Origin of the sequence: Nitrosomonas sp. Nm33, from assembly GCF_900107265.1 — a bacterium.
GTDB lineage: Bacteria > Pseudomonadota > Gammaproteobacteria > Burkholderiales > Nitrosomonadaceae > Nitrosomonas.
On record NZ_FNPJ01000063.1, the window covers coordinates 1 to 17,119 of the forward strand.

10 protein-coding genes are annotated in these 17,119 nt (G+C 47.0%); 5 read left to right on the forward strand and 5 right to left on the reverse strand.

Annotated elements, in window-relative coordinates; genetic code table 11:
* Positions 1–111 precede the first annotated feature (111 nt).
* The 4 genes from BLV54_RS16955 to BLV54_RS11665 all read right to left on the reverse strand — a co-directional run bounded on the left by BLV54_RS16955 (position 112) and on the right by BLV54_RS11665 (position 6,638).
* The gene (locus BLV54_RS16955) at positions 112–339 is read right to left on the reverse strand and encodes a GDCCVxC domain-containing (seleno)protein (protein ID WP_090571836.1); all 228 of its coding nucleotides are present in this window, start codon (positions 337–339) and stop codon (positions 112–114) included.
* Positions 340–398: 59 nt separating this feature from the next.
* A complete protein-coding gene (locus tag BLV54_RS11655; RefSeq protein ID WP_090571837.1) occupies positions 399–2,426 on the reverse strand; it encodes a CHAT domain-containing protein in 2,028 nt (675 codons plus the stop codon).
* 4 nt (positions 2,427–2,430) lie between these two features.
* Positions 2,431–3,927: a metallophosphoesterase gene (locus BLV54_RS11660; protein WP_090571838.1), complete on the reverse strand. Its 1,497-nt coding sequence runs from the start codon at positions 3,925–3,927 to the stop codon at positions 2,431–2,433.
* Between the two features lie 104 nt (positions 3,928–4,031).
* Positions 4,032–6,638 carry an Rne/Rng family ribonuclease gene (locus BLV54_RS11665; RefSeq protein ID WP_090571839.1) on the reverse strand — a complete coding sequence of 869 codons (2,607 nt, stop codon included), beginning with the start codon at positions 6,636–6,638 and terminating at the stop codon, positions 4,032–4,034.
* A 620-nt stretch (positions 6,639–7,258) separates the two neighbouring features.
* Between BLV54_RS11665 and BLV54_RS11670 the strand changes: the two genes are divergently transcribed.
* The gene (locus BLV54_RS11670) at positions 7,259–8,281 is read left to right on the forward strand and encodes an RluA family pseudouridine synthase (RefSeq protein WP_090571840.1); all 1,023 of its coding nucleotides are present in this window, start codon (positions 7,259–7,261) and stop codon (positions 8,279–8,281) included.
* A gap of 153 nt (positions 8,282–8,434) precedes the next feature.
* Here BLV54_RS11670 and BLV54_RS11675 read toward each other — a convergent pair whose 3' ends face one another.
* Positions 8,435–9,109 carry an arylesterase gene (locus BLV54_RS11675; RefSeq protein WP_090571841.1) on the reverse strand — a complete coding sequence of 225 codons (675 nt, stop codon included), beginning with the start codon at positions 9,107–9,109 and terminating at the stop codon, positions 8,435–8,437.
* Here BLV54_RS11675 and BLV54_RS11680 point away from each other — a divergent pair.
* The 4 genes from BLV54_RS11680 to BLV54_RS11695 all read left to right on the forward strand — a co-directional run bounded on the left by BLV54_RS11680 (position 9,108) and on the right by BLV54_RS11695 (position 16,758).
* Positions 9,108–9,803: an ABC transporter ATP-binding protein gene (locus tag BLV54_RS11680; RefSeq protein WP_090571845.1), complete on the forward strand. Its 696-nt coding sequence runs from the start codon at positions 9,108–9,110 to the stop codon at positions 9,801–9,803. The genes BLV54_RS11675 and BLV54_RS11680 overlap by 2 nt on opposite strands.
* A 62-nt stretch (positions 9,804–9,865) precedes the next feature.
* Positions 9,866–11,083 (forward strand): efflux RND transporter periplasmic adaptor subunit, encoded by a 1,218-nt coding sequence (locus BLV54_RS11685; protein WP_090571842.1) that lies wholly within the window; start codon positions 9,866–9,868, stop codon positions 11,081–11,083.
* A 7-nt stretch (positions 11,084–11,090) separates the two neighbouring features.
* Entirely contained in the window at positions 11,091–14,189 is a 3,099-nt protein-coding gene (locus BLV54_RS11690; protein WP_090571843.1) for an efflux RND transporter permease subunit, read from the forward strand.
* Positions 14,190–14,250: 61 nt separating this feature from the next.
* A complete protein-coding gene (locus tag BLV54_RS11695; protein WP_090571844.1) occupies positions 14,251–16,758 on the forward strand; it encodes an ABC transporter permease in 2,508 nt (835 codons plus the stop codon).
* Positions 16,759–17,119 lie beyond the last annotated feature (361 nt).

Here is a 17,119-nt window from a genome sequence, read left to right on the forward strand (position 1 = left end):
GCTTACACGTTCCGCGAGAAGAAACCTTCACTTAATATCAGATTCACTCAAGCTCTTCCACTTGTAGGGTTGTGATTCTTATGTCGAACTCACGTTAATCTATCACATCTATCATCGGGAGCAGCACGAATGTTTCTCTTCTTGAATCGACGGGCATGGTACAGTGCCGTATGAACAGAACACACAACAATCACCTGGCTTTGGCTTGAGTAATTCATTACAAGCCTTGCAGTCATAGAACCACTGGCATGCATTCGTTGGCATTGTCTCCATTTCTTTATGACCACAAAGTGGGCACGTGATCACAGATTCCAAAATGACAGCAGGATTTAGGCGCATTTTTGTCACCCTCATTCGTAAAGCCAATTATTTCTGGTAGAAATCAGAATCTAGGGGGCTTATTGATTTTCTGGAGATTCTTCTGACAGTCTACCGCCCAACGTTTCTAAGGCAACATTGGCCAGATCTTTCCATTCCTTTCTATCCCAGTGCTTGGTGTAACGCCTGAATTGACGCTGTGTTGAAAGGAGTGGGAATGCATCAGGACCAAGCAGACCCCGTATCTCATTGCAATAACGGGTAATATCCTTTTTTGCTTGTTGATAATCGAAATCTGGTCCACCATAGGCTACACCAAGCAAAGCGAGTTCGGCCAGCGTTCCTAATGTGTATCCCCGATTTTCTCCGTTGGCCTTATTCAATTCCCACTCGACAATTTGGCGAGCTGTGATCCACCATTGACCATAATTTTTCGATAAGGATTTAAAAGCTGCTTTATTGATTAATGCTGGTATCGCTGTAATAGAAAGATATTGAGTCATAACCCAATGATTATGGGGCTCGATCTCCAAGGCTTCGCGATAAAATAGTTGAGAAGCTTCATAGGCTTTTTTGCTTTCCTTTATCCACTTCGGAACCTTGCTGGGATCAGCAGCGTGGTTACTCGCAAGTAATGAATAGGCGATCCCGATACGTTTCTCACTGGCTGCACTCATACCAAGACGTTCGGCTTTCACCTCGAAAGAAGTCATTGCTTCAGGTTCTTCACGCCATACTTTGAGTTCGTTACGAATTGACTTGCATAAGGAAGCGATTTCTTCTCCATACTCAGCAGAATTGAACGTTTGCTGGATTTGTTCAAAGTCAGCATTAGCACCCACCAATTCATCGATACGATCGAATTTGACCTCTAGTCGTTTTCTGATTTGTTTGTCACGGAAGGTATTTACTTGATCCTCGAAGTTTAATGGTACAGTGGCGTAAGCCACGATACTAGCCCAATCATGAGTACCAGCTGCATCGGTGCGTAAGCGCTGACGTAGTTCATAGATGACCCAGCGTGGATCGTTGCCGTCAAGTAGTCGTTGATAAAGGACTTCGGCAGCGATCGCCGAGGCCCTCATCCATAGCGGGAACTGCGATGCGATAACCCAAGGAATACCCGCAGCATGCAGTTCATGCGCGATACTGCCACCGGGAGTAAGCATTGATTCAATATTGCTTGAATCACAGGTTGCGAGCGTGACCAGTGTGGGGCAGAATTTCGTATTTCCCGAAGAGTCACGAGCTGTCAGCGCAATGGCAAGCCTTTCGCCATCAATGACGTCCTTGCTTTGATCAAGATCGTTGCATAATGCTACCCCATAGCGTTTATCACCAGAGCTTTCCAACGGTGCACCATGTGCCAGAATGTGTACATGAGTATACTCAGTCTCGGCACATGCTTCGCGGATCTGTTTTAAGGTAGCATTGGGCAGGACAGTCAAAATCTTTTTAACATCCTCAATGCGTTCTTTGGCCATCCCTGGGCTTCTGATTTTTACCCAAGGCTCGATGGCTGAACGGAGTGCTTGTAAATGGGATTGGGCGGGAACATAAAGTCCATCTGGTTCTGCAAAAGCAAAGAGGATGCGCGGTGGCCGGTTCCAATTAACAGGGAGAGGGCGCCCGCGACGAATTTCCCGTGTGATTGAGATCGGTGCGCGTGTTTGTAGGAATAACGGGGAGCCAGAGCCTGGAAAGCCGTCCACGCCAACGGCAAGCTCGAATGGAATCAGCCCAAGCTCAAACGCAGATAAGGAAAGGCGCAGATGAACCAGTTTCCCGACTTCCACTGCTGCATTACCCAATTCTGAAAGCAACGCGGGAATCTGGCCCAGCACTCTCCCAATCGCCTCACCCAAATCACGAATTTCAGCCTGGCGCTGCTCATCTTTTGCAGGATCCTTATCGGATTCATAACGTAGCCTGCGCAAACGCATTAGCAATTGTCGGTGCTCAAATGGCATTTGCACAGTCACTGGCCCTTCTTCGCCGCATAACGCAATATAAGGCGTAAGCGGAGAGAGTAATTGATTGTGCGATGGTCCTGGTCTGAGCAATTCAAGTTTTACTTTTTGGATTACCTTGCTGGGCACAGTGCTCATGTCACTACCCCGGAAATTTTTTTATTTCAACAGGTGCACCTGAACCATTACCCACAACATGAGTCAATCTCCCAACTGCTTTGCCACCTTCTTCTTTGATCGATACAGCGCTGGTCTGGTCCATCACGAATGGCTGATTACCAAATTTTGCCTGATCGATAGTTTCCATTTTTCCATTGATAAGTACATCATACACTGGTTTGAAGGAAGCCGTGTCTTTCAGCATAGCTTCGGTAAACTGCAATAAGCGGATCCAGGTACCACTATTGAAATAATAGCGTCCACCCCCCATGTCGATTGCGCGTTCAAGATGTGTGTGACCCGTAATAATAAAGTCGACGGGTGATCCGATGGCAGCTGTCACTTGCTTATAAGTATCATCCTGATCGGAGATATCGAATGTTTTGTCGTCTGTCAGCCAGTCTTTAAGCGCACGTCGGAGCGCTTCATCTTTGCCGACACCCCTCATCCAGCCGGTTAAACTGTCCAGGATGAGTTGTGGTGTGCCTAAGGTATTGTCGGCGGTTGCTATCTTCGCATCCGTGCGGTTAAAGTTCTCTTCCGCAGCTAGCAACATTTCATCAGCGCTACGGCTGCCAGCTGCTGTAGCGCCTAATATTCCAGCTTTAAGGTTGGGTCCCAATAAACGATCGGTGGTGAATGGTATGGCAACATCCTGGCTAGGCTGTTGAAAGCCTTCAGCGGATAGGCGTTGGTCAACTTGTTTTTGTCCTTGCATCTTTTCGCCAACGATCGGTAGCAGTTTGCCAATTTTACTTACTTGTGATGGATCAAGTACCAATAAGGTACCGATGGCTGCTGAAGTTTCGGGTTTAAGCAGATCGATCCAGGCAAACCTGCGCTTTACTTCATTCATGACTTCCTTGACCATGCGCGTACCGGCATTGGGGTACCATTCGTTGGGGTCAAGCGAACGGCCAACATTCAAGCGTCGCCCCACTTTTGCCAGGTCTTCGTAACGATTGTAATTCCAGGCATCGACTTCATTACCGTGAGTACAATAGATGCGTGCATTTCCTACCATGCACGTGTAGCCTGCGCCAGTTGTGGAAAATTCAATACGTGCGCGTGCTGCTAGATCGCTTCCTGCCAGATGCGTAATAATCAAACGTTGTACAACAGGAAAAGATAATTCGATATCGTGATTGCCAATGATGATGACCAGGGTGCGTCCTTCCAGCTTGACAAAATCAGCCAAAGCTTTCCATATGTCGCAAAACGATGGGTCTTTCATGATCCGCTGTACGGTGACCGCTGCTTCATCAACGGCAACATAGCCGTGGATGTCTTCAGCCAGCGTATCGATGACATCGCCATTCAATATCAATGCCACACGTCCACCAGGCCGTTGTTGACCAACCCAGCTGATATAGTTGGCAAGGCGCTCAGTTTCGCGCAAAATTTGAAAATCCACTTTGTTGCCGCCCATGTGGATGTCTGAAATGACATGGATTTCATCGTATTCGGGAAAATCACTCATATCGTTACCTCATTGAATTAAGATAATCACAGACCCACCTTTGACAGCCTATCTCAGGTCTCTTTAGAAAAAAATTATTCCTGTTCACTTTTTTATTCAGAAAATTAATCTTTTGTTTCTACCTGGACTAATGGCTCAGATTCAATCGCTTTCAAGGTTGTTGGCTTACGTCGTGGTCTCCTGGGAGGGTTCGTCTCTTCCACTGTTTCAGAAACTTTATCGGGAGCAGTCTCAATCAGGATTAGGCCACTTTGGGACAAATCCGGTAATTTGGAAACAGCACGTGGTTCGGCCGATTGAGGTGGACTGGGTTGGGAGGGAGGCGGTTCATGTTCTACCGGAGCCGAAATGCGCTCGAATGATAAGTCAAACTGCGGAATGGGAACAGGTAATGCTGTGGTTAGCAGATCAGGAGAACGATCTACTGGCTCAGATTTCTCGCTGATTTCGCTAATTTCAGAGCGGGCACTTTCTGCCTTAAAAGTAATAAGTTTCCGTGTTGCTGCTTGCTCATCGAAGTGGCTTTCAGGCTGAGCCTGCTCTAAGGGAGGTGTTTCCTCAGCTTCAGCTACTCTATGAGCACGTGATCGCTCGGAGCGATCACGCTGCCGCCCTCCGCGTCGGCGGCGTGAACGTCCACGCTCTTCAATTTGCTCAGGTAATGTCTCAACGGGTGTTTCAACTGGCGCGATCCCTTCCTCAGTCGGTAATTCTGCCTCAGAAGGTATTTTTTCTGCATGTGGTGGACGAGCTTGTTTTCTTCGCGCAAACTGACTGTCACGATTTTTCTGTACAGCTCCTCCATGGGGCTCAGGAACTATCTGCTCCTCTAGCAGAGCTCCCGCTGACTCTTGGGGTAGTTCCTGCAGAGGTTCATGTAGGTCGTGACGTCTGTGTTGTTCATGAACCAGTATTTCTTTGCTGCGGCCACCGCGACCACGTTCCCGACGTCCCCGACCTCGCTCGTGACGCTGCAATCTTTCCTTATGACTGGGTAGAGTGGATTCTGCAGACGCACCTTCATGGCTGGTTGGTCTGAACCAGCCAAAGAATTTATCCAGAAATGAAGCTTGTTCGCGAGGTTTTTCTTCACGCGCTGGAGCAGGTTGTGCAGGTGTAATTCCTTTTACTGCAGCCTGGGGACGTGTTGGCTTGACTTCCTGGGCTGTCGACGGAAGGATAATTTCTTCCGCAACTTTCTCTACCATCTCATAACTGGCTTGTATTTCAGTTGATTTAATATCTTCCTGGCGCAGTCGAGTAATCTTATAACTTGGCGTTTCCAGATAGATATTCGGAATGAGGATAATATTTACTTTTAAGCGTGCTTCGATACTATGGATATCAGAACGTTTTTCGTTTAACAGGAAAGTAGCAACATCTACAGGAAGTTGCACATGCAGGGCACTCGTATGCTCTTTCATGGCTTCTTCCTGGATGATTCTGAGAATATGCAGAGCAGATGAATCGGTGCCGCGTATATGTCCCGTTCCATGGCAACGAGGACAGGTGATATAGTTGCTTTCTCCAAGAGAGGGGCGTAGGCGCTGGCGCGATAGTTCCAACAATCCAAAACGTGAGATTTTCCCAACCTGGACGCGTGCACGATCATGGCGAAGCGCTTCATGCAGACGTGATTCTACTTCCCGTTGATTGCGGGTGATTTCCATATCAATGAAATCGATGACAACCAATCCACCGAGATCACGTAGACGGAGTTGTCGAGCAACTTCGTCTGCAGCTTCCAGATTGGTATTAAGCGCAGTACTTTCGATGTCAGTACCTCGAATGGCTCGTGCTGAATTGACATCGATGGATACGAGCGCTTCTGTGTGATCAATGACGATAGCTCCGCCCGAAGGCAGAGATACCTGCCGGGAGTAGGCCGTTTCTATTTGGTGTTCAATTTGGAAGCGAGAGAATAAGGGTACATCATCCTGATACAGCTTGAGACGGTCGACATTATCAGGCATGACGTGGGCCATAAATTGGCACGCTTGCTCATAAATCTCAGGGTTATCGATCAGAATTTCACCAATTTCATGATGGAAATAATCGCGAATGGCGCGAATGACGAGGCTACTTTCCTGATAAATCAAAAAGATACCGCTTTGATTCTTAGCTGCTTCTTCAATCGCGTGCCAAAGTTGTGTCAGATAATTTAGATCCCACTGTAATTCTTCTTCATTGCGGCCAATGCCTGCAGTACGTGCAATAATGCTCATCCCGGGTGAGATCTGCAGGTGCGAGATGACATCACGTAGTTCAGTTCGTTCTTCCGCGCTGATACGACGGGAAATACCTCCACTATGCGGGTTATTGGGCATTAACACGAGATAACGCCCTGCCAGGGAAATGTAGGTGGTTAATGCGGCACCTTTAGTACCGCGCTCATCCTTATCAACTTGAACGATCAGCTCCTGACCTTCTCGGAGTAAGCTTGGAATACGATGACTCGGTAAATCAGGACTCTCACCGAAGCAGGTGGGGGAAATTTCTTTATAGGGCAAGAAACCATGGCGATCTCCACCATAATCAACAAAGGCGGCTTCTAATCCTGGTTCTAAGCGGGTAATAACTCCTTTATAAATATTGCCTTTACGTTGCTCTTTACCAATTGTCTCAATATCGAGATCAATCAGTTTTTGTCCATCTACAATCGCGACACGCAGCTCTTCTGGCTGTGTCGCATTGAATAACATGCGTTTCATTTTATACCTCCCGCGCTCAATTCACGGGCAGATTGCTGCATATCAGGCAGCATAGCTTCCTATCGTTTACGCATAATAGAATTTATTGTTCAGATAATTGGGTCATAGTATTAGGAAAGGACTGTATGAAGTGGTTATAGTGGTACATCGCAGTATCGCGGAGCTTGACCCCTTTAGTGTCTCCGGACGATAAGTAACTTCGCCAAAATTTGCTTGGCTTGTTTTATGGGGGCTCATGCTCTGGGTGCTTCCAACATTGTTTCTCTTATTCAGACCTTCTTTAATTTTCCTATCCTTGAAGATTGGCCAATTTCTAGCGTGTATCTTGGTTCCTGCAAACTGTGGAAACAGGATTGAAATCAAGTTATACAAGGTTTCGACAAAGTCTATCCCGTCGGCGGGTACTACGAAACCGGAAACTAAAATTCATATGTGCTTTGAGCGCGCAAATCAATTACTATCGCTACTTTAGGTGGTGAGCGACATTAACCAAATCAGTGCTGACTTTCTTCAACACTTCAAAAACTATCGAGTGAGTTAATAATTACCCGGTGTAGTCATGCTCATCATGTAATCGGTACATGATATGCGTAGTATATGGGTATATATGTGAATTCCAAATGAAGAGTATAGGTAAAATTAATACGTTAAACAAAAATATTATGCCAGATATGGTCATTGTAGAAAATATCAATGAAGAAGCCGATGGGCAACGTATTGATAATTTTTTCTTCAAGCGTTTTAAAAAGGTGCCCAAGAGTCACATTTATCAACTCCTGCGTAGCGGTCAGGTGCGCGTCAACAGTAAGCGTATCAATGCTGATTACCGCTTGCAGCAGAATGATAAGGTGCGTATTCCGCCAATCAGAACGCCCCAAAGTAGCTCTTTGCAAAATATCAAAAAAATAGTGAAGCCTTCTCTTGCCGCTTTTGAAGTGCTGTTTGAAGATGAATGGTTATTGGCGATCAATAAACCATCAGGTATAGCAGTACATGGTGGAAGTGGAATTAGCCATGGTGTGATTGAGCAATTACGTGCACGTTATCCAGACTGGAAATTTCTGGAACTGGTACATCGCCTGGATCGGGAAACCTCTGGGGTCTTACTGCTTGCCAAGAAACGCAACGCATTGGTCGAGGTACATCGGCAAATTCGAGAAGGAATCGTAGAGAAACGTTATTGGGTTCTTGTTAGGGGTAGATGGCGCAACGCTAAGCAGAGTGTGAAATTAGCGCTTAATAAATTTGTTACCGCTGATGGGGAGCGACGTGTGACGGTTGTTTCAGGAAGAAATGAGGAAAAAAAAGAACTGCCAGCCCATACTGTCTTTACTTTGAAAAAAAATTGGCAAAATTTTAGTTTGTTGGAAGCAGAATTAAAAACCGGCCGTACTCATCAAATCCGGGTCCATTTGGCGCATCTAGGTTTCCCGATTGCAGGGGATGATAAATACGGTGACTTTGAGTTGAATAAACAGCTGATGAAAGGAGAGCAGAGACTTAGCCTAAAACGTATGTTTCTGCATGCGGGTAGTTTGAAGATGACGCATCCAGCAACAGGCGAACACATCTGCCTGGAAGCGCCATTACCCAATGATCTGGAAGTTTTCCTGCAAAGACTGGATGAGGAGAATGCAAGTTGAGAGGTTGTGAAAACGAACGAAGTGAGTTTCGCTAAAACTCGCAAGCTCGTTTTCTTGTAGCTGCGTTCCGTCCATCCCATGCTTGGGGCATTCGCTACAATTCCTTCACTACCTCCGAAGGCTATATAATCATTCTGCGCTTTTGTCCTCAAATTAGTTATTAAATGCTGGTTCCAATTGCATTTTTCTCTGCACGGAAGAGTAGTTTGATTCCAGCATCGGATATAACACTTCCCAAACATTTTCAGTAATTAATTTTTGCGCAGCTACGTCAGGATGAATTCCATCCGCCTGAAAAAACTCGCGCTTATCACCAAATCCGGCCAGCAAAAAAGGGATTAGCTTTAATTGATAGCGTTCAGCGAGTTGGGGATAAATATTGCGGAACTTTTGGGTGTAGGCTATGCCATAATTGGGCGGTAGTTGCATACCAGCTAGTAGAGGCGTGGCATTATTTCGCTGACAAGCTTGAATGATGGCTTCTAGATTATCATGGATGGATTGAATGGATGCGCCGCGTAGGCCATCATTGCCACCTAATCCGATGATGACGATGTCCGGCTGATGCGTTTTGAGTGCTTGCTCAATACGGTTGCGTCCTCCCAGCGTTGTTTCACCGCTGATACTGACGTTGATTACCTGATAATGAGGAGAGAGCACTTGCATTCGCTGTTTGAGCAGATTCACCCATCCAGCTTCTGCTGGCAAGCCATAACTGGTTGATAAGCTATCTCCAAAAATCATGACAGTTATGCCATTAACTGGGCTGGCTGCTGCGTAAGAAGCAATATTGAATAGAAAGAAGAGAATGATCAAAAAATTTTTCATGATGAATAATCGTGCTAAGCAAGTGGCACATCCCATCGTGCGAGCAAATGCCCTCACTAAACAAGTTGATACCGGCAATAATCAATTAACGATTTTGCAGAATATTTCTCTGGAAGTAAATGCAGGCGAATCGATCGCTATAGTAGGTGCTTCCGGTTCGGGAAAATCTACCTTGCTTGGACTGTTGGCAGGATTGGATGTTCCAACCAGCGGCCATGTTTATCTGGATGGCGAGGATATTTTCCTGCTGGATGAGGATGAACGGGCGGCTCTACGGAGTAGGCTGCTTGGTTTTATTTTTCAGTCATTTCAACTACTGCCTGCGTTGACAGCAGTTGAGAATGTAATGCTGCCATTGGAGCTTGCAGGCGTAAATAATACCAGGCATGCAGCACAGGAATTACTCGAGCGTGTCGGGTTGGGGATGCGGCTTAGACATTATCCTAGGCAACTTTCTGGCGGTGAGCAGCAACGTGTTGCGATTGCCCGCGCTTTTGTAACTCAGCCAAAAATGTTATTTGCCGATGAGCCAACCGGTAATCTCGATTCTGCTACAGGTGCTCAAATTATTGAACTCATGTTTGAGTTGAATCGTGAACGTGGGACGACACTGGTGCTCGTGACTCATGATGAAGCATTATCCAGTCGTTGTTCCAGGCGAATCCGAATGGCCAGTGGCAGGATAGTTAGCTAAAAGGTTGTGCCAATCTTCCTTAAGAGCGGAATGACAAATAAAGTAATAAAGTATTGGAAGTAATGATTTCCCAGAAAGTGGCAGTAACCGGCAAATGGCGTTCAAGGATTATTATCCTGAGCTTCTTGTTTGTTGGGTTGGTAGTTGGTTTCTGGTTTTTGCGAACTCCCGATTCTGCTGCAATTCGCATCCAAAAAACTGAAGTCAGTGCGATTTCAGTAGTGACAGCTGCGGTGGCGCAACGTGATGTGCCGGTCAAATTTAAGATCAAAGGCACGGTCTCTCCTATCCAGACAGTTGAAGTACGACCGCAGGTCGCTGCTACGATCAAAACAGTTCATATCAAGGAAGGTCAATTCGTAAGTAAAGGCGAGCGATTGTTTACCCTGGATACCCGCGCGGAAGAGGCCAATCTGGCTAAAACCATTGCTCAACTTGCCAAGACAAAGGTCGAATTGCAGAATGCAGTGCGTCAGCTCAACCGTCAACGGGAATTGTTTCACAAAAATTTTATTTCTCAGGCAGCACTTGATGTTGCGGAGAACCAGGTTGAGCTGCTGCAGAATCAACTGAGATTTGATGAGGCTGCAGTGCAGGCAGATCGTATCACCCGTGACTACGGTGAGATAATTGCGCCGATTGCAGGCCGTACCGGTGCAATTCAGGTTTATCCGGGTAGTCTGGTGCGGTCTGACGCCTCCATGCTGGTGAGCATCACGCAGATTGATCCGATTTATGTGAGCTTTGTGCTGCCTGAGCGCGAACTGGGCACCTTGAAACAGGCCCTTGCCAAAGGGGAAGTGACCGTCAGTGCTCAGCTTAATCTACCTGACCAACAGGAGCGGGAGGGGCGTGTGGTATTTATTGATAGTGCGGTCGACACCGCCAGCGGTACGATACGGGTCAAGGCTGAATTCGCTAATGCTGACGGGAAATTCTGGCCCGGCATGTTTGCCAATGTCACGCTGATATCCAGTATATTGACTAATGCATTGACTGTTCCCGCCCAGGCTCTGCAAACCGGGCCACACGGCCAATTTCTTTTTGTCGTTGGGGAAAATAATCGAGTGGTTCAACAATCGGTCAATATTAGGTTAATCCAGGAGAGTATCGCTATAGTCGAAGGGGTAGAATTGGGTCAGTGTGTGGTGATTGAAGGAACCCAGCATCTTCGACCTGGTACTTTGGTAAACGCGGACAGTTCTTGTGAGCAAATCTTTCATTCCGATCAAGGCAGGTTGAGATCGGATTCTGGCGATAGCAGTAATCAATCCCTTTAGGTAAGTGATGAATCTGGCAGAATTGTGTATTCGCCGTCCTGTAATGACAATATTGCTGTCCTTGACAGCAGTCATTGCAGGCCTCCTGGCTTATAGCGGCATCCCTATTGCAGCATTACCCCGCTTTGATACGCCTACCATTACCGTTACTGCGGTGTTACCGGGTGCAAGCCCGGACACGATGGCTTCGGCAGTAGCTACTCCACTTGAGCGTCAGTTTCTAACGATTGCCGGTTTATCAGTCATCAGCTCAACCAGTACGCAAGGGAATACCGTAGTCACGCTGGAGTTTAATCAGGATCGTGATATGGACAGTGCTGCAGTAGATGTTCAGGCGGCATTATTGCGGGCACAGCAATCACTGCCCGTTGAAATGACGACAATGCCTTCTTATCGGAAGGTCAATCCCGCTGATACTCCGGTTACGATTCTTTCGCTGACATCTGACACGATACCCTTTCCGGAGTTGAATAACTTTGCTGACAAGTTGATTGTGCCGACCTTGTCTACACTTCCCGGTACAGGGGAAATACGTATCAATGGCCAGAAAAAGTATGCGATACGAGTGCAGGTCAATCCACTTGCGCTGGCCGCGCGCAACTTAACGGTAGATGATGTTGCAGCTGCATTGGCAAAGGCCAATGACAATTCGCCCGTTGGTACGCTGGATGGACCACGTCAGACGTTGATCATTCAGACTAACCGCCAACTTGATAACGCTGAGGCTTTTGCACAATTGGTTGTTGCTACTACGCCTAACGGTCATCCGGTTAGATTGTCCGATGTGGCTACAGTTGAAAACAGTGTGGAATCAGTCAAAACTGCTAGCTGGACTAACGGCCAGCCCTCCATTATCCTGCTAGTTTATGCGCAACCCGGGGCGAATATTATGGCAATCGTCGATGCGGTCAAGGCAGCTTTACCCGACATCAACGCACAGTTACCGTCTTCGGCTCAATTAGCATTTTACCTGGATCGTGCTCAGTCGATCCGGGAAGCAGTCTTTGATGTGCAAATGACTTTCGGATTAACAGTTGCCCTGGTTATCCTGGTGATGTTTCTGTTTCTTCGTAAACCCACTGTCACGCTTATTCCAGCGTTATCGCTGCCCATTTCATTGCTGGGCACGGTGGCGCTCATGCGCGTTTTTGGCTATACGCTGGATAATATTTCCCTATTGGCCATTACTCTGGCGGTCGGGCTGGTAGTAGACGATGCCATTGTAATGCTGGAAAACATCGTGCGCCATATCGAAAAAGGCATGTCGCCGCTGCAGGCTGCATTGCATGGGTCGAAGGAGATTACGTTTACCATTCTATCGATCTCGATTTCACTGGTAGCGGTATTCATCCCGGTTTTTTTCATGCCAGGAGTGATTGGCATGATGTTCCATGAATTTGCCGCTGTCGTCAGTATAGCGGTGCTCATGTCGGCGATTGTTTCGCTGACGCTTATTCCCATGATGGCAAGCCGTTATCTGGTACCGCATTCATCAGATGAACGGAGTATGAGATTGACGCAATGGTTTGAGAGCGGATTTAATTATTTGCTGGCAGCCTACACTTATTTGCTGGACTGGGCATTGCGTTATCGTCGAACAGTGCTGGTAATTGCCATGAGTACTTTTGTTGCAACGGCCGTACTCTTTATAGTGCTGCCCAAAGGATTCTTTCCCGAAGAAGACACAGGCCGAATCATGATTTCGATTGAAGCAGCAGAAGACATTTCTTTTCCTGCGCTAACTCGGTTGGTAGAACAAACGAGTCAGATCATCCAGGCAAATGCTGTCGTCGATAACAGCATTACTTTCACAGAAGGTGCCAATAGTGCCCGAATGTTTATCGGCCTTAAGCCGCATAGCGAACGGCCGCCGATGAGTAAGGTGCTGGAAGTGTTGCGCCATGAGGTTCACCATGTTCCCGGCGTCAAGATATTCATGATACCCTCCCAAAACCTAAGGATTGGCAGCATGCAGAGCAAGAGCCGCTATCAATATGTGATGCGCAGCGTGCATGCCGAGGATCTCTACGTGACGGCCGATGCTATGATGTCACGGATGCAACAGCATGCGGTTTTTCGGGATGTGACCAGCAACCTGAAACTCAAAGGGCTGCAGGCGCGACTCGAGATCGATCGCGATAAAGCCAATTTACTCGGTGTAGAAATCGCTACGATTCGGTCGGCACTTTATAGCGCGTTTGGCGAACGACAGGTCTCCACCATTTTTACCTCGAGTGATAGTTATCGGGTCATTCTGCAGGTTGCCGGGGAGTATCGTGACGATGAAAGTGCTTTTGATAGCATTCATTTGCGAGCAAAAAATGGTGCGCTGGTCCCTCTCTCGAGTGTGGCCACAGTAGTGCGCGAAATGGGACCGCTGGCAATCAACCATGTGGGGCAGCTTGAGTCTCTGACAATCTCGTTTAATCTTGCCCCGGGCGCTGCTTTGGGGGATGCTGCTGAACTGATCGAACAATTCGAGCAAGAAGAAATGAAGCTATCTGACAACATTGTGACCAGCTTTGCAGGCGACGCGGCAGCCTTTCAATCTTCCCAAACAAGCCAGCTCATACTGATTGTGGCTGCATTGCTGGTTATTTATGTTTTACTTGGGGTGTTATACGAAAGCTATATCCATCCCATTACCATTCTTTCCGGTCTGCCTTCCGCAGCCGTGGGTGCATTGGGCATATTATGGTTATGCGATATCGAACTTTCCATCATCGCGATGATCGGTATTTTAATGCTCATCGGCATTGTCAAAAAAAATGCCATCATGATGATCGATTTTGCGCTGGAGGCCCAACGCGAGCAGCATCTGTCACCCTATCAAGCGATTCGTACCGCCTGTCTGTTACGTTTTCGGCCGATCATGATGACAACACTTGCTGCCATGATGGGGGCGCTACCGATTGCCCTGGGTATAGGGGCGGGTGCCGAGCTGCGTCAACCGCTAGGGCTGGCAGTGATAGGTGGGCTAGTATTTTCCCAGGTGATTACCTTGTTTATCACTCCGGTAATTTATCTTTATTTGGATCGATTTTCAGGAAGTGGCCCAATCCAGGTTACCGATCAACCTCAGCATGCTGGACCGCTGAGAGGTTAGTAACGCATTCAAGAAAAATAACCAGGATATGACGCTGAGAATTTTTGAGGGAATAATCTTTATGAATCTTTTTCGACTCTCCTTTCGTATGTTGCGTCGTGATAAGCGAGCAGGTGAATTGCGCATACTTGTGTTGGCGCTGATAATTGCGGTAAGCAGCGTAACCACGGTTGGATTTTTTTCTGATCGGGTGCAGCTCGCCCTTTCCAGGGAGAGTAATCGATTACTGGGAGCTGATCTGCTGATCATCGGCGATCGACCTTTGCCAGCACATTATGCAGATAAAGCCGAGCAACTTGGTTTAAAGATTGCTACATTGACTCGGTTTTCCAGTATGGCCAGCAAGGAAGAAAATAGTCTTCTGGCTGAAATCAGGGCGGTATCGGCTGGTTATCCTCTGCGGGGTGAATTGCGGCTTGCAGACAGCGCCAGTGAAATTATCACGGAACAAAAGACGTATGTTGCGCAAGGTATTCCTTCTCCAGGTACGGTCTGGATCGATGAAAAATTAATGACTGGCCTCGATATTTTTCCAGGTGAGACACTGGAAGTAGGCGCTACCCGGATGACCGTAGCTGCATTGATTGCCCGCGAACCGGATTATTCTGTCGGCTTTATCAATATGGGAGCAAAATTATTGATGAATGCAGATGACCTGACTGCCACCAATCTGATTCAGCCGGGTAGTCGAGTGACCTATCAATTACTGGTTGCAGGTGAAGAAGAGCAGGTTACCAAGTTTCGCAGCTGGGCGCAGATGCAACTCGTTCCTGGGCAGCGCATCGAAGGCATACGTGATGCGCGCCCAGAAATTCGTGCAGCATTGGAGCGCGCAGAAAAATTTTTGAGTTTAACTGCACTGGCAAGTGTGGTAGTAGCCGCCGCAGCAGTGGCGCTTGCTGTACGTCGTTTTATCCAGCGTCACCTCGATGGGTGTGCGATCATGCGTTGTCTGGGAGCCAGTCAAGCAACGATATTGCGTCTGTATTTGTATCATTTTGCCATATTGGGATTGGTGGCTAGTGGGCTAGGTTGCTTGCTGGGTTTTATAGCGCAAGAGTTCCTATCGCACTGGATGGCTGGATTGGTTGAAACGTCATTACCCTTGCCAAGTGGATTACCCGCTGTACATGGCTTATTAAGTGGTATGGTCCTGTTGCTTGGATTTTCCTTGCCCCCTCTGCTTAATTTACGGCGTGTACCTGCGTTACGGGTATTGCGCCGTGATTTTGGCATGACTAATTTACATGGGCTGGCAGGTTACGCGTTTGGCCTGTTGGCACTGTCTATCTTATTCATATGGGAAGCAGGTGAGCTGCGTTTGGGAATTTTGGTGATGCTGGGATTCTTGGCAGCTATTGCAATTTTTGCATTACTGGGTTGGGTATTGATTAAGTTATTAATGCTGGTACGGCAGCAAGCTGCAAGTGCATGGCGTTATGGGTTGGCCAATATCCGACGGAGAACGATTGCCAGTTTGGTTCAGTCGATTGCATTGGGGCTGGGTTTAATGGCCATGTTAGTACTTACCTTGATTCAGAGTGATTTACTAAAGGATTGGCGAACCAGCTTGCCGCCTAATACCCCTAACCGGTTTCTGATTAATATTCAGCCTAATCAATTACAGCCTTTGGCAGAATTTTTTACGCAGCGTGAGATGCGGCAGCCTGAGCTATATCCGATGGTGCGGGGTCGTTTAGTGACTATTAACGATCAGCCAGTGCGTATCGACGATTATACTGAGGCACGGAAGAAACAATTGCTAAACCGTGAATTCAATTTATCCTGGGCGGATGAACTACAGTCAGATAATGAGATCGTGGCGGGTCATTGGTGGCAGGGAGAAGGTTCACTTGAGAGCGAATTATCCATGGAGGAGGAAGTAGCCGAAACAATTGGGGTTAAATTGGGTGATCAGTTAACGTTTGATATCGCAGGCAACCAGTTTTCAGCAAAGATTACTAGCTTGCGGAAAGTTGATTGGGATACCTTTCGAGTCAATTTTTTTGTAATGGTGCGTCCTGGTCAACTTGATACGTATCCGATTAATTATGTGACCAGTTTTTATCTGCCACCTTCACAAGTGGGCGTTATGCACGAACTGGTCAAGAACTTCCCAAATTTACTGGTGATTGATGTGGCGACCGTGATCGAGCAGGTTCAGAAAATGATTATGCAAGTATCCCGCGCGATAGAATTTGTGTTTCTGTTTACTTTACTGGCTGGTTTTATCGTGCTTTATGCCGCTATTTCAGCAACCCAGGATGAGCGGATTTATGAGGCGGCTATTTTCCGCACGTTGGGTGCCAAACGTAGGCAACTGGTTCGTGCCTGGGCAGCTGAATTTTCCATACTGGGTGGTCTGGTAGGGATCTTTGCATCAGCAGGCGCCAGCGTGCTGGCTTATGTGATCGCTAAATATGCTTTACATATTTCTTATACCTTTAACCCCATGATTTGGGTAATGGGTATTTTGGTTGGGATGATAGGCGTGACCATTGCAGGATTGCTGGGAACGCGCTCAACCCTGACACACCCTCCATTGTGGACGCTGCGCAAAATTGGATAAAGGGAACGATATGAAGGATAGGATAAGGTAGGAAGCAATTGCTTTGCTTCATCAATTCCTACGGAATTGTTCCTTATAAGAAACTCTCCATAAAACGAGCACAGTGAAATTTGCTGAGGTTTCGTTTCGGCAAAATCGTATATCAGATAATAGACTAGACGAATGTTCGAATTTCTTAACGCCTTGATTTGCTTGTGCAAGCGCTTATTCGGTCTCCCCTGATTTTTAAACCTAAAAACCGCAGTTGACCACTTTATTTTGTAATTAACGTGAGTTCGACATAAGAAAAGAAGTAAAAGGAATCTGAATTCCTTATGATGAAGCGAATTTGGAAAAGAGTTTCATCATTAGAGGAGTCAGA